The 26,512-nt window shown below is 63.2% G+C and carries 21 protein-coding genes; 14 read left to right on the top strand and 7 right to left on the bottom strand.

The window, feature by feature from the left end; genetic code table 11:
* Nucleotides 1-64: 64 nt before the first annotated feature.
* Entirely contained in the window at nt 65-490 is a 426-nt protein-coding gene (locus GSQ89_RS15355; protein WP_158926643.1) for a CHRD domain-containing protein, read from the bottom strand.
* Between the two features lie 239 nt (nt 491-729).
* Here GSQ89_RS15355 and GSQ89_RS15350 point away from each other — a divergent pair, with 239 nt between their 5' ends.
* Together GSQ89_RS15350 and dctP are read left to right on the top strand one after the other, a co-directional pair.
* Nucleotides 730-2,103, top strand: coding sequence for an MmgE/PrpD family protein (locus GSQ89_RS15350; protein WP_158926641.1), 1,374 nt, complete (start codon nt 730-732; stop codon nt 2,101-2,103).
* On the top strand, nt 2,100-3,119 hold the full coding sequence (gene dctP / locus GSQ89_RS15345) for a TRAP transporter substrate-binding protein DctP (protein WP_158926639.1): 1,020 nt from the start codon (nt 2,100-2,102) through the stop codon (nt 3,117-3,119). The genes GSQ89_RS15350 and dctP overlap by 4 nt, the downstream gene beginning before the upstream one ends.
* 19 nt (nt 3,120-3,138) lie before the next feature.
* Here dctP and GSQ89_RS15340 read toward each other — a convergent pair whose 3' ends face one another.
* A complete protein-coding gene (locus tag GSQ89_RS15340) occupies nt 3,139-4,716 on the bottom strand; it encodes an ABC transporter substrate-binding protein (protein WP_158926637.1) in 1,578 nt (525 codons plus the stop codon).
* 32 nt (nt 4,717-4,748) lie between these two features.
* On the opposite strand from GSQ89_RS15340, the gene GSQ89_RS15335 reads away from it, so the two are divergent.
* From GSQ89_RS15335 to GSQ89_RS15300, 8 genes are all read left to right on the top strand, one after another.
* Nucleotides 4,749-5,417 (top strand): HD domain-containing protein, encoded by a 669-nt coding sequence (locus GSQ89_RS15335; protein WP_158926635.1) that lies wholly within the window; start codon nt 4,749-4,751, stop codon nt 5,415-5,417.
* On the top strand, nt 5,414-6,412 hold the full coding sequence (locus GSQ89_RS15330) for a Gfo/Idh/MocA family protein (RefSeq protein WP_158926633.1): 999 nt from the start codon (nt 5,414-5,416) through the stop codon (nt 6,410-6,412). Before GSQ89_RS15335 ends, GSQ89_RS15330 begins: the two co-directional genes overlap by 4 nt.
* 248 nt (nt 6,413-6,660) lie before the next feature.
* Nucleotides 6,661-7,371 (top strand): PEP-CTERM sorting domain-containing protein, encoded by a 711-nt coding sequence (locus GSQ89_RS15325; protein ID WP_158926631.1) that lies wholly within the window; start codon nt 6,661-6,663, stop codon nt 7,369-7,371.
* A gap of 139 nt (nt 7,372-7,510) precedes the next feature.
* On the top strand, nt 7,511-8,467 hold the full coding sequence (locus GSQ89_RS15320) for a peptidylprolyl isomerase (protein WP_158926629.1): 957 nt from the start codon (nt 7,511-7,513) through the stop codon (nt 8,465-8,467).
* A gap of 193 nt (nt 8,468-8,660) precedes the next feature.
* Nucleotides 8,661-9,368 carry a PEP-CTERM sorting domain-containing protein gene (locus GSQ89_RS15315; RefSeq protein ID WP_158926627.1) on the top strand — a complete coding sequence of 236 codons (708 nt, stop codon included), beginning with the start codon at nt 8,661-8,663 and terminating at the stop codon, nt 9,366-9,368.
* 197 nt (nt 9,369-9,565) lie between these two features.
* On the top strand, nt 9,566-10,477 hold the full coding sequence (locus GSQ89_RS15310) for a peptidyl-prolyl cis-trans isomerase (RefSeq protein ID WP_158926625.1): 912 nt from the start codon (nt 9,566-9,568) through the stop codon (nt 10,475-10,477).
* 190 nt (nt 10,478-10,667) lie between these two features.
* A complete protein-coding gene (locus tag GSQ89_RS15305) occupies nt 10,668-11,369 on the top strand; it encodes a PEP-CTERM sorting domain-containing protein (protein ID WP_158926623.1) in 702 nt (233 codons plus the stop codon).
* 57 nt (nt 11,370-11,426) lie between these two features.
* On the top strand, nt 11,427-14,807 hold the full coding sequence (locus GSQ89_RS15300) for an SdrD B-like domain-containing protein (RefSeq protein ID WP_158926621.1): 3,381 nt from the start codon (nt 11,427-11,429) through the stop codon (nt 14,805-14,807).
* 59 nt (nt 14,808-14,866) lie between these two features.
* On the opposite strand, the gene GSQ89_RS15295 is transcribed toward GSQ89_RS15300, so the two are convergent.
* The 5 genes from GSQ89_RS15295 to GSQ89_RS15275 all read right to left on the bottom strand — a co-directional run bounded on the left by GSQ89_RS15295 (nt 14,867) and on the right by GSQ89_RS15275 (nt 20,457).
* A complete protein-coding gene (locus tag GSQ89_RS15295) occupies nt 14,867-15,718 on the bottom strand; it encodes an SDR family NAD(P)-dependent oxidoreductase (protein WP_158926619.1) in 852 nt (283 codons plus the stop codon).
* On the bottom strand, nt 15,718-16,503 hold the full coding sequence (locus tag GSQ89_RS15290; protein ID WP_158926617.1) for a fumarylacetoacetate hydrolase family protein: 786 nt from the start codon (nt 16,501-16,503) through the stop codon (nt 15,718-15,720). The genes GSQ89_RS15295 and GSQ89_RS15290 overlap by 1 nt, the downstream gene beginning before the upstream one ends.
* Before the next feature lie 59 nt (nt 16,504-16,562).
* Entirely contained in the window at nt 16,563-17,303 is a 741-nt protein-coding gene (gene aqpZ / locus GSQ89_RS15285) for an aquaporin Z (protein ID WP_158926615.1), read from the bottom strand.
* 113 nt (nt 17,304-17,416) lie between these two features.
* On the bottom strand, nt 17,417-18,328 hold the full coding sequence (locus GSQ89_RS15280; RefSeq protein ID WP_158926614.1) for a TauD/TfdA family dioxygenase: 912 nt from the start codon (nt 18,326-18,328) through the stop codon (nt 17,417-17,419).
* 14 nt (nt 18,329-18,342) lie between these two features.
* Nucleotides 18,343-20,457: an acetate--CoA ligase family protein gene (locus tag GSQ89_RS15275; protein WP_158926612.1), complete on the bottom strand. Its 2,115-nt coding sequence runs from the start codon at nt 20,455-20,457 to the stop codon at nt 18,343-18,345.
* Between the two features lie 707 nt (nt 20,458-21,164).
* Here GSQ89_RS15275 and GSQ89_RS15270 point away from each other — a divergent pair.
* Genes GSQ89_RS15270 through GSQ89_RS15255 form a run of 4 tightly spaced genes read left to right on the top strand, consistent with a single transcriptional unit; the run spans nt 21,165 to nt 26,477 of the window.
* The gene (locus GSQ89_RS15270) at nt 21,165-22,796 is read left to right on the top strand and encodes a hydantoinase B/oxoprolinase family protein (RefSeq protein ID WP_158926610.1); all 1,632 of its coding nucleotides are present in this window, start codon (nt 21,165-21,167) and stop codon (nt 22,794-22,796) included.
* Nucleotides 22,793-23,239, top strand: coding sequence for a GNAT family N-acetyltransferase (locus GSQ89_RS15265; RefSeq protein WP_158926608.1), 447 nt, complete (start codon nt 22,793-22,795; stop codon nt 23,237-23,239). Before GSQ89_RS15270 ends, GSQ89_RS15265 begins: the two co-directional genes overlap by 4 nt.
* Before the next feature lie 50 nt (nt 23,240-23,289).
* On the top strand, nt 23,290-24,426 hold the full coding sequence (locus tag GSQ89_RS15260) for an MBL fold metallo-hydrolase (protein ID WP_216856181.1): 1,137 nt from the start codon (nt 23,290-23,292) through the stop codon (nt 24,424-24,426).
* Nucleotides 24,423-26,477, top strand: a complete 2,055-nt coding sequence (locus tag GSQ89_RS15255) for a hydantoinase/oxoprolinase family protein (RefSeq protein WP_158926606.1) — start codon at nt 24,423-24,425, stop codon at nt 26,475-26,477. The genes GSQ89_RS15260 and GSQ89_RS15255 overlap by 4 nt, the downstream gene beginning before the upstream one ends.
* Nucleotides 26,478-26,512: the final 35 nt, after the last annotated feature.

Here is a 26,512-nt window from a genome sequence, read left to right as displayed (position 1 = left end):
GTCGGGTCGCCTCACGCTGTCGGTGACGGCCGGACTCATGGCCGCCACCTCGAACGCGTCCGGCCTATTGCGCCGCCGCCAACTGACCTCGAATGGCCCCGCCGGGGTGGTTCTTGGTGTGCACGTTCACATAGTACTCGCCAGCCACCAGTTGCTGCTGCTGTTCGGCGGTCAGCTTGGCAGTGCCATGGATCGGGCTGGTCGGGCTATTACCCAGCGGCACGACGACGCCCGCGTTCTTGCCGGCCGCGGCGGGCCCGTGGATATGCGCCGCGGCGACCGCGCTGGCGAAGCCACTGAAGGTCACGTCGTAGGTGATCTCATGCGTCGTGGTATCCAGCGACACCGTCGCCGTCCCCGACCCGGTGGAGTTGGTGGGCGGCACCTCCGCCTGGGCCGTGAGTGTCGCGGTGAATTTCTGGGTTGCCGCCGAAGCGGTCCCGGCGATGAGCACAGCGATGCTGGCGAGAGCCAATGAACGTCGAAGCATACAACCTCCCGTTTTTCAGTGATGGCGCTTGTCTGTCAGAGGGCCCCACGGGATTTCTCCAGCCACGCGGTTTCCCTTCGACAAAATGGGTCCGGCGGCACTTTTCGCAATGGTCACGTCGCCTTGAGGTGATCGCCCGTCACCTCCGGCGTGCCGGTTGACGTTCCGGCCGATCGGGGGAATATCGGGCGCCCCGACAGCCTGCCTGAAGCTGCCGTCCGAACCCGGAGGAACCGTCCATGACGTCGACATCATTGCCGCTGACCCGATCGGTGGGCCAGTTCGTCGCCGATTTGTCACCCAATCGCCTGCCGGAAGAAGCCGCACGTATCGCCCGCATGGGTTTCATCGACACCATCGGTACCATGATCGCCGGCCGCAACGAAGACAGCGTGCGGATCATGACCGAAACCCTCGCCCCCGGAGACGGCCCCGCCACCCTGACGTTCGGCGACCGCAAGGCCCCTGCCCCGGAAGCCGCCTGGATCAACGGCACCGCCGCCCATGCGCTGGACTACGACGACGTGGCCCTGCGTGGCCATCCCAGCACCGTCCTGGTGCCAGCGATCCTGGCCGAAGCCGAACATCTGGGATCGTCGGGCGCCGACATGATCACCGCCTACGTGGCGGGATACGAGACCTGGGCCGAACTGTTCCGCCGCGATAGCGGCCTGCTGCATCAGAAGGGCTGGCACCCCACCGGCCTGTACGGCGCGGTCGGCGCCGCCGCGGCCTGCGCCAAACTGCGGAAGCTCGACGCCGAGAAATCCGCCATCGCCATCGCCCTGGGTGCCTCCCAGTCCGCCGGACTGATGTCGAATTTCGGCACGATGACCAAGCCCTTCCACGCCGGCAAAGCCGCCCACGCCGGCATTATGGCGGCACGTCTCGCGGAAGCCGGCTTCACCGCCAACACCGACGCGCTGGAGCATCCGCAGGGGTTCCTGCACGCGATCTCCCCTACCGGCACAGAGGATCGCGCCAGCGACAGCAAGGCCGGCACCGAATGGGCGATCCTGACCCAGGGCCTGGGCATCAAGAAATACCCCACCTGCTACTGCACCCACCGAGCCATCGACGGCATCCTGGATCTGGTCAAGGCCAGCCCGATCAAAGTCGATGACGTCGAGAAGATCACCGTCAACATCAGCGACTATTTCGCCACCGTGCTGCGCAATCATCAGCCCGACACCGGCCTGGCCGCGAAGTTCAGCATCGAGTTCTGCATGGCCAGCGGCATCGTCGCCCAGCGCGTCGGCCTGCGGGAACTGACCGACGATTTCGTCCAGCGCCCCGACATCCAGGCGCTGATGAAGAAGGTGGAGGTCGTCACAACCTCCGCCTACGATCCTGAACTGCCCGGCGCGGCCCCGCACGACCAGGTCTCGGTGAAACTGGCCAATGGCCGCACCCTCGAAGGTCAGCCGGTCGCACGAGCCACCGGCCATCCGTCACGGCCGCTGACCGACCAGCAGATCTTCGAGAAATTCGCCGATTGCCTGGATGCGGGCGATTCACCGATCCCGGCGGATGTGTTGTTCAAGCGTCTGTCGGCGATCCAGTCGATCAACGCACGCGACCTCACCGCCCCCGCTTCGACCAGCCGGGCATGAGCACAATGGTTGGGCGCCGGATCCTTCTGGGTTCGGCGCTTGCCGCGCCGTTCATCCGGACGGCGCGGGCCAATCCGATCCAGATGCGGGTGTCGGTCGATACCACGTCCACCCATGGCCGCACCCGGTCGATCGCCGACTTCCTGAAGAAGCTGGAAGCCGCTTCGCAGGGCGAGATCGCGCCGAAGCTTTTCGACAGCGGCCAGCTCTTCGCCGATCGGGACGTCATCAAGGCCATGGTGCTCGGGCAGGTCGAGATGGCCGCGCCCGGCACCTGGCTGGTGTCCGCCTACGTGCCGGAGGCCGATTTCGCCCAACTGCCCATCTTCTACGGCCAACCAGTCGAGACCACACACCGCGCCATCGACGGCATCCCCGGTGATCTCGTGAACGCTCAGGTCAGTAAAAAGCTGCGGGTCATGATCCCCGGACGATGGATCGACCTGGGATACACCAACTGGTACGGCACCCGTAAGCCACTGACCACGCTGGCGGATTTGAAAGGCCTGAAGATCCGCAACTCCGGCGGGTTCGCACAGCCGTGGCGGGCACGGTTCTTCGGCGCGGTCCCGAACATGACGGCATGGCCGGATGTGCCGCTGGCCCTGTCGCAGGGAACGTTCGACGCCCTGCAAAGCACCAACGAAAGCTGCGCCAGCGCCAAACTGTGGGATGCCGGGCTGCGCTACGGGCTGATCGACCACCAGACCATGGGCGATTACATCCCGATGATCAGCGATTCGTTCTGGAATACGCTGAGCCCGGCGATGAAGACCCTGGTCACCGATCTATGGGCGGCAAACATCGGCATCTACCGGACGAACCTGGCGACCGACCAGCAGCGGGCAGAACAGGAACTCAAGGCCAAGGGGGTCAAGCTCGCCTACGTTCCGCCCGAAGAACTGGAGGCGGTGCGCAAGCTGATGATGGCCGACCAGACAAAGGTAGCGCTGGAGATGAAGATTTCCCCCGACATCCAGGCCCGCATCAATGAGGCGATCGCCGCGACGAACTGATCGGAGGCCAATCGCCCGGTCACGTCCGCCGCACGTTCCAGAACACCGGATTCCCCTTCAGGATGCCAGTCAAATTCGACTGGTACGCGGTGGGCGCGAAATACTGCCCCAGTGGAATGTAAGGAACGTCCGTGAACGCCTGAAGCTGTATCCGGCGCGCGACGGATTGCTGCGCGGCCAGGTCGGGCGCGGTGAACCATTCGTCGCGCAGGGCCTCGATGGCCGAACTGCTGGGCCATCCCGGACCGGCGGCGCGACCGTTGCCGCGCAGGAACGGGTGGCCGGCGGGATTGATCATGTCCAGACCGGCCCAGCTTGTGTGATAGATGCTCCACCCGCCCTTCTCCACAGGATCGGTCTTCACCCGCCGCTGCACCAGCGTCGCCCAGTCCGTCGCCGGCGCCTCGACCGTCATGCCCAGCTTGCGCAGCATATCCGCCGTGATCTCCGCCAGCGCCTTGGCCGAGGCGATGTCGGTCGGCGTCAGCACCACCACGGTCTCGCCTTTGTAGCCGGCGTCGGCCAGCGCCTTCCGAACCGCGCCCAGATCGCGCCGGCTGGTCAGCGCCTCCATCCCCGCGCTGCTCGCCATCGGCGTGTTCGGACAAAAATATCCGACCTGGTCGCGCCATAGCGCCGGATCGGTGCCGACCATGCCAATCATGTAGTCCGGCTGCGACACCGCCCCGATGATGGCACGGCGGATCGCCGGATTATCGAACGGTGGGATCAATTGGTTGAAGCGCATCGTCGCGATGAACCCCGTCGGCCAGACCGTTTCCACCGTGGTATGGGTCTGCCGGTGCAGCAGCGGCAACAGATCGGCGTCGGGGATCAGCCACCAGTCGATCTCCTGCTGCTGCATCGCCGCCGCGACGGTCGCGGAATCCGGGATGATATGCCACTCGACCCGGTCGAAATGCGCGACCTTGGGCCCCGCGGTGCCGTCTGACGTCCCATCCGAACGGGGCACATAGGCGTCGTTGCGCTCATAGACCACGCGATCGCCCGCCACCCGTTCGTCCGCTTTGTAGCGGTATGGCCCGCTGCCGACCATTTCCGTTACTTGAGTGAACGGATCAATGCGAGCCAGACGTTCCGGCATGATCGGACACATGCTCGGCGACGCCTTGGCCAGCGCATCCGGCAGCAGCGGAAACGGCCGCTTCAGGCGGAACACGATCGTCTTGTCGTCCGGCGCCGCGATCTCGTCGCACGCCGCCAGCAGCGATTGCCCGAACCCATCCCTGGCGCCCCAGCGCCGGATCGAGGCAGCGGCGTCGCGGGCCAGGACCTTGCTGCCGTCATGAAACGTCAGTCCGTCGCGCAGGGTGATCCGCCAGGTTTTGCCGTCCGCTTCGGTCACCACCCCATCCGCCATCTGCGGTGACGCCCGAAAGTTCGAATCCAACCCGAACAACGTATCGAACACCAGGAATCCGTGATCGCGGGTCTGGTAGGACGTCGTCCATACCGGATCGAGCACCGCCAGATCCGCCTGCGGCACCACCTTCAGCACGTGTGCCCCTTGGCCTCGCGCCACCGAAGGCAAGGCCAACACGGCAGCGGCTTGCAGGATGCGGCGGCGGGTCGGCATGGTGCGTCTCCTTGACGGGCGGGAACGGATGTATGGGTGCGATTGCGGCAATTTTCGGGGATCAGGCGGAATTAGCGGAACGCTTGCTGGCCGTCCTCGGCACCGAAGGCGACGACGGGTCGCACGACCGGTCCCACCTGCTGCGCGTCTGGCAGAACGCGGCATCCATTGCCGAACAGGAGTCCGGGTGCGACCGGACCGTGCTGACGGCGGCGGTCATTCTGCACGACTGCGTGGCCGTGGAAAAGAATTCGCCGCAACGCGCGATGGCGTCCCGGCTGGCGGCCGCCCGCGCTCGTGTCGTCCTGGCGGACATGGGCTGGGACACCGAACGGATCGACGCCGCGGCACATGCGATCGAGGCCCATAGTTTCTCCGCCGGCATCGCCCCGGAAACAGTGGAGGCCCGCATCGTGCAGGACGCCGACCGGCTGGACGCGATCGGTGCGATCGGCATCGCCCGTTGCTTCTACGTGGCCGGCCGGATGGGATCGGGTCTTTACAACCCCGACGATCCGCAAGCGGTCCACCGGGACCTGGACGATCGGCACTTCGCATTAGACCACTTCGGTGCGAAACTGTTCAGGGTTGCGGGAAATTTCCAGACCAAAGCAGGTCAGGCACTGGCCGACGCGCGAACCCGGACAATGCGGGACTTCGTTGCCGCATTGCTGGACGAAATCGACGGGGGAAACAAATGATACGCGCGGCGATCGTCGGACTCGGCCGGTGGGGCCAGAACCTGGTCAACTGCGTGCGCACCAGTGAGGCGATTCGGTTCACGACCGCCAATACGCGCACCCGAACGACGGCCGCCGGCTTCTGCACGAATGCCGGCCTGTGCTGGGTCGACTCGCTGGACGCCATCCTGGCCGACAGGGACATCGACGCCGTCGTGTTCGCGACGCCGCATACCCAGCACCCCGAACAGGTGATTCGCGCCGCCGGTGCCGGCAAGCATGTCTTCGTGGAAAAGCCGTTCAGCCTGTCGCTCGCCACAGCCATCCAGGCAAAGGCGGCGGCGGACAAGGCAGGCGTCGTGCTGGCGGTCGGGTTCAACCGGCGCTTCCACCCCTCGATGGGCTTGCTGCGGGACGCCGTGACCAGCGGTCGCTTGGGTACCCTGGTGACGATCAGCGCCGAGCAGACGGCCCTTCACGGCATCGCGATGGAAGCCGATGCCTGGCGCGTTCGGCCGGACGAAGCCCCGGCGGGGGCGATGACTGCGATCGGCGTGCATCTGGTTGACGGCATGATCGACCTGTTCGGTTCGGTTCGCCAGGTTTACGCCGAGGTCGCCAGACGCGCCGCGCCGCTGGCCGACGACACCACGGATGTCTTGCTGCGCTTCGAAAACGGTGCATCCGGGCACATCTTCTGCTCGACCGCCGCGACGCCGCACTACCGGATGGCGGTCTACGGCACCAAGGGTTTCGCCGAGGTGCTAGGGCATCAGATGACGACGTTCCGGCTGGTCCCGGTGGGGGACAGCGGGCACTTCAGCGCCGGCACGCCGGAAGTGACCGAAACCACCGGCTTCAACATGCTGACGGCCGAATTGGAGGCATTCGCGGCCAGCATCGCGGGCGGACAGCCATTCCCGACACCGTTGCGGCAGATCATGCACGGCGTGGCCGTGTTTGAGGCCGTGGCCGCGTCGGCCGTTCAAGGGCGGACGGTGGCGGTCCAGGCCTGACCGCCGCATCAGCCGACACCTTGCGGTTTATCATATCGATTTCAGACCAATATCGGCGAATGTTCCGCAGGTAACAAATCTATCATACAGCAAAGGTTGCAAATTGGTTTCATGCCGGAGAAATACAGAAATTTTATAAATTGGCTTTTAGTCACAATCGTTGGACTTTACATCAGTGAGTGGCTCTGCCATTCTTTTGCACGCCGATGGACGGGCGGACATGGGTTGATCCGGGTTTGCGGGGACATATGACAAACGTTTGGAAGTTCGCCAGCTCGGGATTAGTGCTGCTCGCGATACTCGGCGTGGCTGGACCTGCAGGCGCCCAGACCGTTCCGCTGTCCACCTCGACCGCCACACAGATCGTCGCCGGCACCACCTATGAATTTGATGATGCAACGTTCAGCTTTTCCTGCACCTCCGCATGTGGTGGCCTCGCTTTGCTCGGGATTGCGAACGATAACGGATCAGAGATCGAGATTGAAGGTGATCCGCCCGCTTCAGCCATTTTCAGCGGCGCCGCGCGCGGCGCGCAGGATGGGAATACCCTGGGTATTACTGTCGGTCAGATAGCAGGAAGTAACGGTATTTCATCCGTTACGAATATAGTAAACGGTTCACTGGCGGTATCAACCGACACCTCCGACAAAAGTCTGGTTTCATCCACGCTCAGTTCCTTCGGCAACCCCCTGACCAATGTCAGCCCCACATCGGCGACATCAAATCTGTCCACACCCTCGACCACAGTGAATTTCACCAATTCGCTCAGCTCATTCTCGTTCGACGACCAGCTACTTGATAGTACCGGCAGCGGAACGGCCGGCGACACGCTGACGCTTACCAACGTGGCGCTGCTTTTCGAGCCGGTGCCGGAGCCTGCCTCGGTAGCCCTGTTCGCGACCGGTCTTATCGGTTTGACCGCCGCCCGGCGTCGCTTTTTTCGTCGCGCCCAGGGATAGCCCACCTCGAGTCGCCGTAGCCTCCAGCAACCGAACGCCCGGCGGCAGGGATAATCCTTGCCGCGGAACAGTGTTGTCGCGTTGCCGGGCCGGACTGTGCTATGGACGGCGGCAGGTCAATGATTTCAAATGGATAGATATGTCTCCACGCAAGCGATGGCTGCTTTTGGCGCTAATCCCGTTTATCGGCTCGGTGGTGGGCGGCACTGCGGTCCAGGCGCAACTCGCCCCGGCCCCGGATCCATCCCCCTTGGCCCCGGGCGACCTGAAGAAGCCGATCTTCGACACCCAGACGCCGGTATACGACACGACCCACGCGGCGGAAAAAAGCGCCGGCACGGTGGTGGCAGAGGTTGACGGACGCACGGTGACCCTGGGCGACGTAGGGGACGCCATCAAGGAATTGCCCGCAAGCGTGTCCGCGCTGCCGTTCGCCGAACTATACCCAAGCGTGCTGGCGAAGCTTGTACGTCAGCAGGCCCTCGTCATCCGGGCACAACAGCAGGCGTTGGATGAGGATCCGGCCGTCCGGCGCAAGGTCAAGGCCGCGGGCGACCAGGTGATGGCGGATGCCCTGCTGCATCAGGAGATTTCGCGCACGATCACCGAGCAGAAGCTGCTGGACCGTTATAACAAGGAAATCGCCGGCAAGCCCGGACCGGAGGAAGTGCATGTCCGGGTCATCATGGTCCCGACCGAGGACGCGGCGACGGCGCTGATCGCCGAACTGAAAGCAGGGACCGATTTCGCGACGCTGGCCAAGAAGTCGAGCCTGGATACCACGGCGTCCGTGGGCGGCGATCTGGGCTACGCGCGGTTGGATGGATTGAACCCGGAGGTAGGCGCGGTCGCCTTCTCCCTGCAACCAAGTCAGTTCGCACCCTATCCGGTACACAGCGCCGGGTCCTGGTTCATCGTCAAGGTCGAGGACCGGAAGCGCGTCGGCACGCCGACTTTCGCGGAAGTAAGGGGCCGACTGATACAAGAGATGCTGCGTGAGGGCGTGGGTGACGTGGTGACCAAGGCGCTGGCAGACGCAACAGTGCGGGAATACAGCATTAACGGAAAAGAGGTCTCGAGCGGCGGCGCCAACTGACGTTGCCAGTCTCACGATTCGATAAGCGATCTATTTTTACGTAATTTTATTATAAAAGATACATGCGCGTCTATTTACGTCGCAATTTAATTATGATACATCATCGTCTCGCGGTGATTTCGCCCTAAAAGGCGTGCGGGCTGCAGTTGAGGGCTGACCTTTGAGATCGAGCTGGAAATATCAGGTCCTAAGCTTGGCGGTCCTGGCCGCGATTGGCGTGAGCCATGGCGCGTCGGCTCAGACGACCGTCGCATTGGCGAATGGCAATTCCCTTACAACAGCCAACGGATTGACCTACACGATTTCGAACTGCGCCTATGCGTTGTCAGGCGTGTCACAAAGTAGTTGCGGGCCAACGGGTGCCGAACTCGAAACGTCCGGCACAGGCCGCTCGACCACCATGGAAGTGCTTGATTCCACGCCAGGCGCGAATTTGCTCAGCCTCGCTGGCACGGGGGCGCAGACCGTCAGTGACATAACGTTCGATTTAACAATCACCTCCAGCACGCCGGGCATTGCCTTGACATCCTTCACCGACACGCTTGCTGGCAGCGGCAACAGCGGCAACAGCGCGGCAGCCGGTGAAGTCAGCGCCGCAGTCAGTTCGAACTTGACAAACCCCAACTTTAATTTAACGACCAATCTCACCAATCTGACCGATACAGCAAGTTTCGCCGCCTTCAACACAGCGACAAGCAGCCCGTCGTTATATTTGGGCATCGATCTGAAAGTCAGCACGGAGTTGTCCGCCGGAAACCAGGGTCTGATCACGCTGACCAGCGTCACCTACCAGGCCCCGGAACCCGCTTCGATCGCGCTGTTCGGAACCGCCTTGACCGGTTTAGTCGTCGTCCACCGCCGGTCGAAGCGTTCGACGCGGCAGAAACGCATCGCGGCCTAGCGATTCCGCCCATCGGCGGTGCAAACCGCCTTCAACGAACATTCCGCGCCTAATAAACCTGGAATCTAGCCAATCGGGGATGTTTACCGATGCCCGTTCGCGTCGAATCGCGTGGTCCCATTCTTCGCCCGCCCCACCGACACACGCCGTGGCGAATCGCAGTTGCCTTGATGTGCGCCTCGGCACTGACAACTCCAATGCGCTCCGCCGCATTCGCCCAAACCGTGCTGTCCGGCCCGCCCTCTGCCACCCCCTCTGGCAAACCGGAAGCACAACCACCGGTTCCCGCCGTCAACAGCCTGGTCCAACTCGCCGATCAGTTCGACAAATCGTCCGGCACGATCGTGGCGGATGTGAACGGGACACCCATTACCCTCGGCATGGTGGCGGACCGTCTACGCGACCTCCCGCCCCAACTGGCCGCGCTGCCCGAGACTGTCGTCTACAAGGCCGCGCTGGACGATCTGATCCAACAACGAGCCCTGGCGATAAAGGCGAGGGAGTTGGGTGTCGACAAGGACGCGGTGGCACAACGGCACATCGGCGAAGCAACCGATCACGCACTGGCCGGGGCGATGGTCCAGCGCATCCTGCCGGAACTGATCACCGAAAAAGCGATCAAGGATCGATACGACGCCATATTCGCCGGCAAGCCGGGCCCGGATGAAGTACGGTTCCGCGTTATCGCCACCACCACCGAGTCGGCCGCGAACGATGTGCTGACCGCACTGCGGAACGGCGCCGATTTCGCCAAGCTCGCGCGTGACGAAAGCCGGGACCCATCCAACCTCGACGGTGGCGAGATCAACTATACCAGGCGCGACCTCCTGACGCCCGAGATCGGTGCGGTCGCGTTCGCACTGTCGCCGGGCCAGACAACGGCGTACCCCGTGCGAAGCAACGGACTCTGGTTTGTTATCCAGGTCGAGGGCCGGCAGCAAACGCCGGCACCCCCGTTGGACTCGGTGCGAGAACAGATCGTCGCGTCACTGACACGACAGGCCGATGCGGAAATTTCGCGCAAGGCACGTGCCGCCGTCACCGTGAAGGATTACGGCGTGACAGGCACAAGCGGGCGAGACACACCCGCGAATGCAAAATCTCATTAGATTACAATAGTTACAGAACACTTTCAACGCTCCGTCTCTGTCATACCATAATTTGGACAGATTCATCCAAAGAATTAGAAAATCACATAGACAATTTACATATCATCTTTCTATTGATATGTTGCGATCTAATCATTGTGGCGATGCGTTAATTGTGTCGCCTTGAGACCATCTTGGGGCGGAGTTTGGTGTGAACAGACAGTTGAAGTTAGCCGTCGGGGCTGCTGCCATTGTGCTGACCATCGCGATCCCCGCGAAGGCTCAGACGGCCGGCGCGACTGTGTTACAATCCACGACAACGATAACCGACGGGTCGTGGTCCATTACGCTCAGCAATTGCGACGTTCTCCCCGCCGGCGGGACCGCCAGCGCGTGTTCAGGCACGGATGAGGTGACGCCCTCCATTTCCGGCAGCACGCTGTCGCTGGTGTTTTCGTCGTTTTCAGGATCCACCGCCGAACCGTTGGAAACCGTCGGAGCGGGTCAGATTTCCGATCTCTCCTTCGGATCGATAACAGCTACCTATGCCGGCAAATCGATCGATGCCACCTCGGTCAATGTCAGTGGATCGGAGAGTGCGGGCAATTCGGCTTTTGCCAACAAAATGACCGTCACTGAAGGCACGATCAGCAATCCAAGTGGTCCGGGCGCCAAAACAAGTCTTGCCACTTCACCAACACTGCAATCGGTCGCCTTCACGCCGGTCAGTTCCGAGAGTGTGCTAAGCACTGATATCGAAACGAATGGAGCCTCGATCACAACCGGCAGTCTGACGATGTCGACCGCCACAGTCAGTTTCACAACCGTGCCCGAGCCACTATCCGCGAGCCTTCTCGCGGTTGGCGTCGCCGGGCTCGGTTTTGTTCGCCGGAAGACACGTAGGCTCAGCTAGCCTGATCCAGTCTTCCAGTTTCTTAAGATTTCGAACCTCTTACGGGGACGATGAAACATGTCCATCCTTACGCTAAATCCAATCGCCTACAATGCCTTGTCGTTCACCAACATCGATATTACCGAGACCGACGCCGGCTCCGTGGCGTCGTTCACCACCTTTCCAGGCATAGCGGGCGTCGGGGTAACACCATTCGGCACAGCGCTGACCTGGGGTGCGGTCAACGCGGGCGTCTATGGCGCCAATTCGTCGGAGGTTGTGAACTTCGACTACACGGTCAGCAGCACATCCGCCTCGACGCTGATCGATACGGTTGGTCAACTCTACACCGCCGACGTATTTTCAGGCCCGGGTGTCAGTCTCACCGCCGTTGAAAACATCTATAGCACGTCGGGCACCCTGCTCGGGACCGATAGCTACACCATGGGCGCAACGAACCTGCCCACGATCACACTCAGCACGCCGGAGCAGACGGTCAACGTGCAGGTCACGCTGACGATGTCGATCGGCTCGACCGGCACCAGTGCGTCCTCGGTGGTCATCAGTGCGTTTCAGCAGAGCTTCGGCACAATCGCCGCGCCGGCGACCGCGTCCATCGGCGACATCGTTTTCGCCGACTTGAACAACACCGGACTGGAAAGTGGCTTCGACGCGGGTCCGGGTGTCGCCGGCGTAACGGTCGACCTGCTGAACAGCACCGGCACCAGCGTGCTGGCGACCACGACGACGAATGCCAACGGTCTGTACAGCTTTACCGGACTGGCGGCCGGCATTTACGAGGTCAAATTCGTCTCCCCCACAGGCTATGGCTTCTCGACCGAAGGCGTCGGAGGCAACGCCGCGGTCAACAGCAGCGCCAACCAGACCACCGGCATCACCGCCCAGATCACCCTGACCGCCGGCGAAGCCGATCACAACGTCGAAGCTGGGCTCGTCCCGGGCGGATCCGCCGGAACCGGCACCGCCTCGCTCGGCAACACCGTCTGGCTGGACACCAACAACAACGGCCTGGACGACAATGGCGAACAAGGCGTCGCCGGAGTCACGGTCGATCTGTTGAACGCGACGACGGATACGATCATCGCGACCACGACAACCAACGCGTCCGGCAATTATTCGTTCACCAGCCTGCCCACGAACGTCACCTACGAAGTGCAGTTCGTGGCGCCCAGCGGTGACAGCTTCACGACACCGAATGTCACGCCCGCCACCCCGGGTGAAATCAACAGCGTCGCCAACAGTTCCGGCCTGACAGGGGCGATCACCCTCACGAACGGGGAAGTCGATAACAACGTCAATGCCGGGCTGACCGTCCCGCCGCCCCCCCCGACCGGGGCGATCGGTGACATCGTATGGATGGACACAAACAAGGATGGCCTGCTGAACAACGGGGAAGCCGGTGTCGGCGGCGTCACGGTTGAACTGCTGAATGGAACCGGAAGCTCGATCCTGGCGACAACCACGACCAACAGCAGCGGCGGGTATGAGTTCACCGGCCTGAACGCCGGCGTGTATGAAGTCAAGTTCTTGTCGCCAACAGGCGACACCTTCACCACGCAAGGTGTCGACAGCAACGCTGCCGTCAACAGCAGCGCGAACCAGACGACCGGCGTGACCTCGCCCATCACCCTGACCGCGGGACAGGTCGACAACAACGTCGAAGCGGGCCTGGAAAAACCCAGCAGCGGCCTCAGCGTGCTGAAACAGCCCAGTTCGATGGTGGTCAATTCGTGCGGACAGGTGACCTACACCTTTACCGTCACCAACACCGGCTCCACCCCGCTCAGCAACATCAACATCAAGGACAACATCGGGACCGCGGCGAACCCGGATTACGTCGTCCCGACCTTGGTGACGAAGGGCTTCAATGGCACCCTCGCCGCCGGCACGTCCTTGACCTACACCGAAACGGTCAACCAGATTGCCTGCACCCCGGGCAACGCCGGTTCGGTCTGCCACACGGCCAGCGGCTCGAACCTCAGCAGCGGCTGCACCGCCTGGCTGTCCTCCACCTTCAATCCCACCTCATGCGCCAACGGCGCGACCTACAAGTTCCAGGGCGTCACGTGCGAGATCAGCGGCGGCGGCGTCGGACGCAATCCGATAACCGTGGATTGCCCGGACTCGATCGTCACCTTCTCAAGCGCCTGCCAATCGGCGACCACGGTCTATAACAGCTCGACCGATTGCTGGGTAACCACACTGCCGGCGAACTGCAGCCCCGGCAGCGTCTTCCTGACCGGCGTGCCGCTGACAATCCCCAACGGCTGCAGCCTGAACAATTCCAGTGTTACCTGGTCGATTTCCGACAGTTCGAACAACTGCGGATCGTCCAGCCTGAACTGGGACACGAACTGCACCGGCTACAGCAACTTCAACCAGAACGGCCTCAGCGGCACCAGCAACTACAACAACATCGGCGTCAAATCCTGCGACAACAACGCCGGCTACGGCAGCGGCGGTTCGTGCAACGTCGGCTACGGCTACAACGGATCCAGCTACTGCGATACCGGCTACAATGGCTATGGCGGCGGTTTTGGCAGCAGCTACAATTCCTGCGGCTGGCAGGGCTCTTCCTCCGACTGCGCCGGCACGCCGGAAAACCAGAACACGAACAATAATTGCGGTGGCTCGAGTTTTGGCGGCGGCAACAACGGCTACGGCAGCGGCTACGGCAGCAGCAACAACGGCTATGGTGGCGGCTACGATAACAACGGATGCGGTGGCGGCGGCAGCAGCAATAACAACGGCTGCGGTGGTGGCAGCAGCGGCGGCAACGGCGGCAACGGCGGATCGTGCGGCGACTCCGGCTCCGCGACACAAACCCAAGGCAACATTCTGGGCGCCGCCGATACGGTGACCGTGACCGCCGCCACCACCGCCAACACGACGGTGACCGCCTCCGACACCAAGGAGGTCCAGGTACTCGGCAACAATAGCGACATCTCGGTCAATGGCACCACGCCCACCAGCAGCCTGACCAAGCTGTACGGCACGGCCGATACGCTGGAATTCACCTACACCCCCGGCAACACCGTCTCGCTGAAGCAGGTGCAGAACGGTCTGGCAACGGTCTCCGGCACCAACAGCAACACCATGGCCTTTATCGAGATCAGCAACAACGCCAACCCGTTCGCATCGAACGCCAACATCTACTTTGAGGGCTCAGTCACGTCTGGCGAAAAAATCTACGCCGATGCGACAACGAACGTGCTGACGAACACCCCGATCGCCGGCGGCCATTTCTCGACAACCGCCGGTGCGGACATGTTCGCCTATGTGTTCACCAGCCAGGCGGCCTTCCAGGCTGGCTCGGCACCGATCCAGACCATGGCCTACAACACGAGTGGCAGCCAGGCGATGCACCTCGGCGACACCATCGGCAGCCTGTCGCTGGTCGGCTTTGTGGGCGCCAGCGGCGGCCACCTGGTCTCCTGACACGACCGAAACGATGCTGAAAGCGGGGCGGGCAGCAATGTCCGCCCCGTTTCGTTTGATCAGACCAGCGAATACCCAGACCCACGGATGGTGACGCCACGGCCTTTCGCGTCCTCGATCCAGCCGAATTCCTTCAATATCTGCTGGCTGTAGGTCACCCGTCCATTCACCTTCGCCGCCCCCTCGCTCGCCAGCAGCAGCGCCGCTCGGGCCATCAGAATGGGCGGCTCGCCCCTCGGATCATCGACACCGTCGACCAGCTTGAAGTGGATCGTCCCCGGCGTCGGCACCACCTGCGACGGAGACACCGCCGCGACAGTGATCCCGTCATACTGCGCGACTTCCTGCGCCAGCCCCTGAGTAAACCGTTCCAGCGCCGCCTTGGTCGCGCCATACATCACGCCGCCATGCGCCACCTTGTCGTCGTACGGCCCCCGGCCAGGACCGATCGCCGACCCCGAACTGATGTTGACGATCGCGCCGGATCGCCGAGGGATCATGTCGGTCAGCACCTCTTTCGCCAGAATGAACGGCGCATGCACATTCACCGCGAAACACCGCACCCAACGGCTGGTCGGATAGCTTTCAGTAGGCACGTAGTAGTTCAGCGCCGCGTTGTTCACCAGAATATCGATCGGGCCATAGGCTGACCGGCCCGCCTGGACCAGCGCGACACAGTCCGCTTCGGCCGAGACGTCGGCCGTCACCGCCGTCGCCTCCCCGCCCTTCTCGCGGATCAGCGCGACCGTCCGCGACAGCGAACCCTCCAGCATCCGGTGGTCGCCTTCGTTCAGCGTCCGCGCCGCGCAGACCACCTTCGCCCCTTCCGAGGCGAACAACTCGGCGATCTGCTGCCCGATGCCGCGGCTGGCCCCCGTAACGATGGCGACCTTGCCCGTCAGCTTGCCCATCAGGCTTTCTCGCGCACGAACGGATTGCGCAACACGCCGATGCCGGTCAGTTCCACTTCGACAACGTCGCCATCCACCAGATCGGGCGAGGTTCCGTCGGTTCCCATCCAGATGACATCGCCCGGGTACAGTGTCAGGTACTGGGTCATCGCCGCGATGTAATGCGCGATGCCAAAGATCATGTCGTTGGTTTTGAAGCGCAAATCTTCCTTGCCGTTGACGCTGACGACGGTTTCCATCGCATCCAGATCGACATCGGTCTCAATCCACGGCCCCATCGGCTTGAACGTGTCCGTGTTTTTGCCGCGCCAGAACGTCCGGTCGCCGCGCTGCCAGGTGCGCTCGCTGACGTCGTTGCCGATGGTGTAGCCAAACACGCAGGACATCGCGTTGGCCTCGGTCAGGTGTTTGACCTGCTTGCCGATGATCACCACCAGCTCACCCTCGTAGTTGACCTTGGGCGGAGCGTCCCGCGGGATCACCACGTTCTCATTGTGCGCGATCAGCGCATTGTTGGCGCGATAGCCGATATCGGCTTTCTCCGGGAACACCGGCTCGACACCGCGCTTATGCGCCATCTCCCGGATATGGGCGGCGTAGTTGATGCCGGCGCAGTAGAACGTGCGAGGGATCACCGGCACTTCCAGCTTCACCTCCGACAGCGCCAGGGTGCGTCCTGTCGGTGTCGCCTTCCCCCACGGCTCCCCGCTGATTTCCGTGATCGCGTCGCCGTTCAGCGAGCCGTACGACGTCGTATTGTCCTTGCTGAAACGTACCCAGCGCATGGTCGGATCCCCCGTGTTGATCCGACCATGATCGCTCCCAGGCGGTCAGGCTGGCAAGGTCAGGCTATCCCTCGCTCTTCCACCACAACCGTCTCGATCAGCACGTCCGGCTCGTACATCCATCGAGCCAACGCACCGGCAACCATCGCACCGACGATCGGGGCCACCCAGAAAAGCCAGAGCTGATCGACATATTCGCTGCCGGCGAACAACGCCGGACCCGTGCTGCGCGCCGGATTGACCGAGGTATTGGTCACCGGAATAGAAACAAGATGGATCAGCGTCAGCGCCAGCCCGATCGGAATGCCCGCAAAGCCGCTCGCCGCCCCCTTGGACGTGGTGCCGACGATGATGAACAGGAAGAAAAAGCTCATCACCAGTTCGGTGACCAGGCACGCACTCAACGAGTATTTGCCAGGACTGAGATCGCCATAACCGTTCGCCGCGAACCCACCCGGAACCCAGCCCGACTTGCCCGAGGCGATCGCCCAAAGCACCGCCGCACCCAGGATCGCACCCACCACCTGCGCCAGGATATACGGAACCACATGCTTGTTCGCGCATCGGCCGGCGGACCATAACCCCAGCGTGACTGCCGGATTGAAATGGCCGCCCGAGATGTGCCCGACCGCATACGCCATCGTCAGCACAGTCAGGCCAAACGCCAAGGCCACGCCCAGAAAACCGATCCCCACCGCGGGGAACGCGGCCGCCAGCACGGCGGCGCCACACCCCCCGAATGTCAGCCAAAACGTACCGAAAAGCTCTGCTGTTACACGACGCGCCATATCGCTCTGCATACCTGCCTCCTGATACTTATCCGAAACGGTCTGATACAGGGCCACCGAACGGTGGATATGCGAAGTCTAGGTAACTATCGAGACATCCAGCGTGACACTTTCAGGTCAGATCATCAAGCCCCTGCCGCCTCCAGCGCTGGGCGCAGGAACGCGGCGTCAAAAACCTTGGTGGCCATGACCTGGCAACGCCGCATAAGCCGGATTTCGTCAGGCCCGTAGTCGGCGATGGCGCGATGAATGGTACCCAGGTGATCCCAGATCAGCAAATCGTTTTCGTTCCAGTCATGCGTATAGCGAAACCGCATCTCCAACTGGTGGCGGAACAGATAATCCAGCATCTCGTCGCTTTCCGCCTGCGGCAGCTCGTTAATGCGCATCGCATAGCCTTCGTTGCAATACAGCACCTTACGCCCAGTGATCGGATGCGTCAGGAACACCGGATGCACGACCGGAGGACGCCGCATGCGCTGCTCATCCGTCATCGCCGGCCGGCCGCTCGCCTTGTCCCGACGCATATGCTCCCAGAATTTCTCAAAATCATGCGTGGCGGTCATCCCGTCCAACCGGCTCTTGATATCGTCCGGCAAGGCATCGTACGCCGCATGCATATTGGCGAATTCGGTGCCTCCCAGCGGCTTGCCATCGCGACGAGGAATCCGAATCCCATACAGCACGTTCACGAACCCGATCGTCTCGCGATACGACATATCGGTGTGCCAGTCCTGCCCGGCATCGGGACTGCCGATATAGACCCCGTTCTCCTTGACGTTGGAAAGAATACCAACTTCCGGGTACGGCCGGGTCGCATCGACGGCGCTGATGGGATTGCCCTGTATCTCACCAAACAGTTCCGAGAACCGTTTGACGTCGCCGATATCCAGTTGCTGGCCGGGAAAGCGCAGCACACCATGCTGTCCCAAAGCCAGCAGGATGCGCCCAAACTCCGGTTCGGGAATCGGCCGCGACAAATCGATGCCCCGGACAGTGGCGCCAAGGATCGCGCCGGTCGGCTGGATACTGAGCATGGGTTCAGTCCTCCTCAGGTTTTCATCGTCAGCAACGCATCGGCGACCGTCAGGCCGGAGCCATCGGCATGCACGATCACCGGGTTCAATTCAAACTCCCTCACCTGCTCCCGAAGCGTCAGCGCCGCTCGAGATAGTGCCGAGACCAAGGTCGCCACCGACGCCAGGTCAATCGGTTCAGCACCACGGAAACCCGTCAACAGGCGAGCAGATTTCAGCGACATTATCATGCGGATCGCTTCCGCCTCATCCACAGGCGCCGGGGCGTGCGCCACGTCGCCGAACAGTTCCACCGTCGTGCCGCCGAAGCCCAGCATCATGATCGGCCCGAACGTGGGATCATCCACCATCCCGATGACCAACTCATGGCCTTTCGGCGCCATGCGCTGCACCAGGACACCGTCGATCGTTGCATCAGGCGCATGGCGCGCCACATCCGCCAACATCGCCCCATAGGCCGCTGTCACCGCCGCCCGGTCCGCCAGGTTCAGCCGCACACCGCCAGCCTCGGTCTTGTGCGGCAATTGCGGCGATTGCACCTTCAGCACGACAGGGAATCCTAGGCGCTCCGCCGCGTCCGCTGCTTCCTCAGCCGAGGCGGCCAGCTTCTCCCGCGTATCGGGCAGCCAGGCGGCCAGGACCTGCTTCGCCAAATACTCCGGCACCACCGGTGGCAAGCCCGGGTAAAGACGGCCAGAGACGGGCGTGAACGGTTCGGGCAGTTCGCGCCGCAACGCCTCCACATAAGCCGCCAGCTTGCCCATCGCCACGCCGACATTGCGAAGATCGCTGTGCACAAACAAGCCGCAACCGGCGGCCGAGGCGCGCCCGAACATCGATGGCAGCGTATAGGTCCAAACCGTCATCGGCTTGCCGCAGCTTTCCGCCACGGCGCGCACGCGGGCAGCATCGAGCGACACCCGCGTCTCACTGGCCAGCGACGCCACCAGCACCAGCATATCGATTTCATCCGAGTGCGCGAGATGTTCCATCACCGTCATCATCGCTGGACCGGTGTTGGACCCTTGCGCCGTGACGTCGACGGGATTGCCGGATGCGCCATACGACGGCATCAGCGGCCGCAACGCCGCCTGCGAGTCCGCCGACAGGTTCGGCACCACCAACCCGTGCGCGGACAGCGTATCGGCCATCCAGGCGCCGCCACCGCCAGAAACGGTGATGATCCCGACCCGCCGGCCCTTCGGCAGCGGGCAGGTCAGCACAAGCCCGGCGATCGCGACGGCTTCGTCGGCATCCTCCGCCTCGATCACGCCGTACCGTTCGAACACCGCGTGATAGGCCGTATGCGAGCCGGACAAAGATGCCGTGTGGGACGCAGTCGCTCGTGTCCCGGCATCCGACCGGCCGACCTTGATGGCGATCACCGGCTTGCCAAGACGGCGAGCCTTTTCCAAGGCGGCAACGAACCCGGGGCCGTTACGGACCGCCTCACAGAACAGCATGACCGCGTGCGTGTGCGGGTCTTCGACGATGTAGTCCAGGAAGTCGGCCATCGACAGGTCGGCTTCGTTGCCGGTGGAGATGACGTAGCTGAACCCCAATCCGGCCGCCTTACCGCGGTTGAACAAGGCAAACCCGATTCCGCCCGATTGGGCAATGACTCCGACACGCTTTTCCGAAACTAGCGTGCGGCCGTCGTCTTCTTTCGTTTCCACAGTTGGGCTGAACGTCGTGGCGACACGCCCCAGCGCATTGTAGTAGCCCTCGCAGTTGGGACCGCAGGCGCGGATGCCGGTTCGTTGCGTGACCGTCAGCAGTTCAGCCTGCATGTCGCCGGCGGCCCCGCCTTCCTCGGCGAAACCGGAGCTGATGATCAGGGCGTTTTTCACCCCGGCTCGCGCGCACTCTTCCACCGCCGCCGCCACACCTGCCGCGGGGATGGCGATCAGGGCAAGGTCGATACCGCCACCGACCGAACCGATCGACGGATAGCATTGAAACCCGTCGATCTCCTGATAGCTGGGATTGATCGGCAGGATACGGCCGGGAAAGCCATTCTCGTGCAGTTGGCGAAACAGCCGACCGCGGATGCGGTGCAGGTCCGGCGAAGCCCCCAGGATCGCGATCGATTCCGGCCAAAAGAAACTGTGCAGGGCGTGCGCGGTCACGCGCGTGCTCCGGTCGAGATGTCGCGACGTTCGCCCGCGCGCCCATTTGCACGAACGCAACAATCGTCAAATACCCAGGCTCGGGCGCATCCAAGGTGCGGCGCACCAAAAAGGGGAAACAACGATCGGCACGCCATATCCCGGCGTCGGATCAACGCGCCGAGAAATTCAAAGTTCATGGTTCCTGGCCTCTTTCGTCCCGCGATTGTTATCCGGGCAGGTTAAGGGGGCAAGTCCGGCGCCAAAATGATATCCCGCAAAACGATCTATCCCGATGCCATCGCCCGCCTCGTCCAAGTGCCGAGGGTCGGCCGCAGCGCCAGATTTCAACCAGGCACAGCCCATATCCGAACACACTCACATGGCGACGCAGAACGTGCAGATGAATTTTTACGCAAAATTCTCCCCCAACACCGCAAAAATTCTTCTCCGCGCGCTCTGCGCTCCGCCCTGCGCCCTCTGCGTCAAAAAAAGGCCCCAACCAAACACCGGTCTATCGGTCCCCCCCAACAACCCAGCCGCCCCAACCTGAAAGCCCCATCACAAGGGGCTGGCCGGTCCTCCATTCTCATCGTAACGCCGATACACCTCCACCGTGCTCCTAGAATGCGGTTAGCTCTCCACAGCACCCTAAACGCCGTTACCCGGAACCGTTGAATTCTCACCGACCCATTCCCCAACGCCGCCAATTTTGGCACCATCCCGATATGACCGACCCGATCACCATCGCCGTGCTCCAAAACCGGCTGAACGCCATCGCCGAGGAGATGGGCGAGGCCATGTTGCGCACCGCCTATTCGCAGATCCTGAACTCATCGCGCGACTTTTCCATCGCGCTGATCGATGCGAACTGCCGGTTGGTGGCGCAGGCGGACCACATCCCGGTCCATGTCGGCGCGATGCCCTGGGCGGCGAAGGCACTGTCCGAACGCTTCCCGAATCCCGCACCCGACGACGTCTACCTGCTGAACGATCCGTACCGTGGCGGCTCCCATCTGCCCGACCTCACCGTGTTCGTGCCGGTCTTCGCCGGACCGGTGCTGATGTTCTGGTCAGTGGTCCGCGCACACCATTCCGACATCGGCGGCGCGACGCACGGTGCCTACAACCCCGCCGCGACGGAAATCTGGCACGAGGGACTGCGCCTGCCCCCGATGCGCCTCACGGAAAACGGCGTCTTGCGCGAAGACCTGCTGGAGATGCTGGCACTGAACGTCCGCCATCCGCGTGACTTTCGCGGCGACCTGGCTGCGCAGATCGGTTCGGCGCGACTGGGTCAGCAACGATTGGCCACCGTCATCCGCGAATTCGGCGCCGAGACATTGTCCGCCTCGATCGAGGCCATGCTGGACGCCGCCGAACGCCATGCAAGGCAGATCGTTTCGGACTGGGCAGACGGAGAATACCTCGGGGAAGCGGTGCTGGACGACGACGGCTTCGACAAAACGAACATCGTCATACGCGCCCGCGTCATCAAACAGGGCAGCGACCTGACCATCGACCTCGCCGAATCAGACCCGCAGGTGACCGGGTTCATCAACTCCTCCCACGCCAACACCCAATCGGCCGTAGCGATGGCGTTCGCCTTCCTGCTCGATCCCGACATCGCCAAGAACGAAGGTGCGTTCCGTCCCCTGACGGTGAAGCTCAGAGAAGGCACCATCGTCTGGGCACGGGAAGGCGCCCCCGTGACGATGTGTACCAGCCATTGCTCGAACGAGGTCATCGAGGCGATCATCGTGGCCTTGGCCCAGGCCTGCCCGGATCGGGCGATGGGCGGCTGGGGACGGCGGCTGCGGATCGCGCTGAACGGCACCGATCCACGCACCGGCCGCCGCTTCATCTGGCACATGTTCCAGGCACGTCCCGGCGGCGGCGGATCGGCGGCCGGCAATGGCTATTCGACGATCGGCGAGTGGCACTCCGCCGGCGGGATCAAATTCGGCAGCATCGAAGTGGCCGAATCCCGTTTCCCCCTGGTGTTCGAAACCCACGAATACCGCCCCGGATCGGCCGGCGAAGGACGCTATCGCGGCGGCTATGGCGGCGACATGCGTCTGCGCGTGGAATCCGAGGGCGTCACCAACGCCAACACCGCCGGCGAAGGCGTCGTGCATGGTGCCCGCGGCATCGGCGGCGGCAAGGACGGCGCGCCGCACGACTACACGCTGCTGGCCCCGAACACGGCACCTCGCAAGCTGAAAAGCAAGGAGATCAACGTGCCGGTTCCCTCCGGCAGTGTGATCCACGTCCTGTCCGGCGGCGGCGGCGGTTGGGGTGATCCCACCGAAAGAGACCCCGCGGCCCGCGACGCCGACGCAGCCGAGGGGCTGACGTGACCGAACCCGTCCTGACCCTGACCGACCAGCCCACCGACAAGGATGAAAGCGTCATCCAGAGCGGCCTTGCCGACTACAACGCGCTGAAAACCGGCTACCGCGACTGGCGCCCGCTCGCCGCCCTGCTGCGCGACCCCGATACCGGCGAAACCCTCGGCGGCATGATCGGCCGCACGTCCTATGGCCTGCTGTTCATCGACCTTGTCTATCTGCCGGAGACTTTACGCGGTCAGGACATCGGCAAAAAACTGCTCCAGATGATGGAACAGGAAGGGATGGCCCGAGGCTGTAAATCGGCGTTTCTGCTGACCATCACCTACCAGGCACCCGGCTTCTACGAACGCCACGGCTGGACTGAATTCGGTCGCATCGCCTGCGATCCCCCCGGCACCGCTCGGGTTTTCATGACCAAAACTCTCGCCGAGCGGAACGTCCAGGGCTGATAAACCATGCGATCAATCAAGACTTCCACCCAACCGAAAGAGTAACCATTATGCCATCGCCGATCGGGCGCCGCAGCTTCATGCGCTCCGCCGCCGCCACAGGATCGTTTCTCGCCTGCTACGGCGTCATGGATCGCGCCAACGCCGCCATGCCGGTGCATATCACGCCACCCGTCGTGGATACGCTGACCATCCAAGCGGTCATCGACAACAGCCATGACATTTTCATCTCCAAAGACCAGCCGCCGGGCGTGGGGGTGCAGCGCGTCGGCTCCCCGGCCGCGTTCGGCGACAAGACGCTGGAAAGCCAATGGGGCCTGTCGCTGCACCTGGTGTCCACCAAGGCCAACGAAACCCGCCGCTATCTGCTGGATTTCGGCTTCACCCCGGATGTGCTGACCAACAACTTGAAGTTGCTGAAAATCGACCCGAACAGCCTGGACGCGCTGATCCTCAGCCATGCGCATATCGACCACATGGGCGGCCTGGTCGGATTCCTGAAAGCCAATCGCACCGGCATGCACGACAACATCATGCTCTACACCGGCGGCGAAGATACGTTCTGCCGTCGCGAACAGCAGCAGGCCGATGGCAGCTTCGCCCCCTACGGCGTGTTGGACCGTCGCGAATTGAAGGCACTGAACGTGCAGCCGATCCTGTCGGAACTGCCGATCATCATCGAGGATCACGCCTTCACCACCGGAATCATCCCCCGCACCAGCATCGAGCACGTGCTGCCCAACACCTTCGTTGTCTACGGCGAGAAAGACGGTGTCGGCTGCGACACATTCAAATACGACGAGGACCATCATTTCACCGCCGACGAACTCTCCGGCAACCCCGTCCCCGACCAGCACTGGCACGAACACGCGACCTGCTTCCAGGTCGGCGATCGCGGGCTGGTTGTGATCACGTCCTGCGGCCACGCGGGCATCATCAACACGCTGCAACGCGCCCGGGAAATCACCGGCATCGAGAAAATCCTCGCGTTGTGCGGCGGTTTCCACCTCGCGCCGGCGTCACAGCCCTACCTGGAGAGCATCATGACCGAATTGAGCAAGTTCGACATCGAGCACCTGATCCCGATGCATTGCAGCGGCAGCAACTTCGTGGAAACCGCCAAGCGGGAAATGCCGGAGAAACTCATCCTCTGCACCACCGGCAGCAAGTTCACCTTCACCGCATGAGCATCACCATCGGTATCGACGTCGGCGGCACCTTCACCGATATCGTCGTCTCCACCGCCGGCGGACAGACCGTCATCGCCAAGGCGGCGACAACGCCGGCCGATCAATCCGACGGCGTGCTGGACGGGATCGCCCTGGCGGCCGAACGCCTCGGCCTGGCCCCGGCCGATCTGCTGCGCACCACATCCCGCATCGTGCATGGGACCACCGTCGCCACCAACGCCCTGCTCGAAGGCAAAAGCGCCCGGGTCGGCCTGCTAACCACCGAAGGCCATCGCGACGTCATCGAAATGCGCGAGGGCCTGAAACCCGATCGCTACAACCTGCGCATGACGCCCCCTGCCCCGCTGGTGCCCCGCCGCCTGCGCCTGCCGGTCACGGAACGGATCCGAGCCGACGGATCGGTGGAAATCGCCCTCGACCCGGCCTCGCTGCAGGCCGCGATCGACCGCCTGCGCGACGCCGATGTCCAGGCCGTGGCGATTTGCTTCCTGCACGCCTGGCGCAATCCGGACCATGAGCAGCGTGCCGCCGCCGCCGTGCGCGACCGCCTGCCCGGTGCCTATGTCACGACATCGTCCGACGTGCTGCCGCAGATAAAGGAATTTGAGCGGTTCTCCACCACCGTCGCCAACGCGGCCGTGGGCCCGGTGATCCAGAATTATCTCGGGCGGCTGCAGTCCCGGTTGCGAGAAGCTGGATACGACGGCGAACTGCTGGTCATCCTGTCGCATGGCGGCGTCGCCTCGGTGGCGGAGGCGACACGGCTCGCCGCCGGCACCGCGCTGTCCGGTCCGGCCGGCGGCGTCGCGGCTTCGGTCGCCCTGACGCGCAACGGCCTGGCACCCAACGTGATCAGCTTCGACATGGGCGGCACGTCCACCGACATCGCCGTGGTGCGTGACGGGCAGCCGACATTGTCCGGCGACAAGTCGGTCGCCAGCGCCCGCATCGCGCTACCCAGCCTTGATATCGTGACCCTGGGTGCAGGTGGCGGATCGATCGGCAAACTGGACCGATCGGGGTTGCTCGCCGTCGGCCCCGAAAGTGCCGGTGCCATGCCCGGCCCCGCCTGCTACGGCCAGGGCGGCGCCGGGGCGACGGTAACCGACGCCAACCTTGTGCTGGGCTACCTCGATCCGAGCAACTTCCTCGGCGGACGGCGCAGTCTGGACCTGGAAGCCGCGACCGAAGTGATGGCAAAGCTGGCGGCGGAACTGGGAATAGAGACGGATCAGGCTGCCGCTGGCATCCATCGCGTCGTCAACAGCCGGATGGCGGATGGCGTCCGCGTCGCCACCGTGCGGCGTGGCGTCGATCCGCGTGGCTACACGCTGCTGGCATTCGGCGGCGCGGCCGGCCTGCACATCACCGCGGTCGCCGCGGAACTGGGTATCAGCCGGGTGGTGGTACCGGTCGCCGCCTCGGTCCTGTCCGCCTGGGGCATGCTGAACACCGACCTGCGCGTCGAACTCAGCCGCAGCCAGGGTCAATCCGGCGGCATCGACATCACCGCCCTGAAAGCAGCCTTCGCGACGATGGAGACCGAAGGCCGAAACCGGCTCGGTTGGTTTGACGGACCCGTGACGCTGCACCGCTCCGCCGACATGCGCTACGGCGAGCAGGTGTTCGAAATCCCCGTCCCATTGGATGGCATCGCTTGGGACGATGCAGCCCTGCCGGCGATCCTGGCCGACCGGTTCCACGCCGCGCACGAACGCCTCTACACCTACGCCCTAAGGGATCAGGAAGCGGTGCTCGTTAACGCCCGCGTGTCGGCGATCGGGCGCTTGCCGCAGGTAGCCGGCGTGGTAGCCGACGCACCGTCCACGGCCGCGGAACCCAAGGCCGAACGGCAAGTGTACTTGGGCGGCTGGACCCGGGTACCAGTGTTCGATTTCCTCCGATTAGCACGGGATCAAATCATCCGCGGGCCGGCGGTCATCGAATCCGACACCACCACCGTCCTCCTCCGCCCGCACGACGTCGCTCGGTTTGATCCGCGCGGCTGGCTGGATGTGGCGATTGACGTGCCGCCGGTTCCGGCGTAACCGGGATTTCAGGGAGATCGACACCATGCAGGGTG

The organism is Acidisphaera sp. S103 (genome assembly GCF_009765975.1).
In the GTDB taxonomy this organism is placed as follows: Bacteria; Pseudomonadota; Alphaproteobacteria; order Acetobacterales; family Acetobacteraceae; genus Rhodopila.
This window is presented reverse-complemented; position numbering and strand designations above follow the sequence as displayed.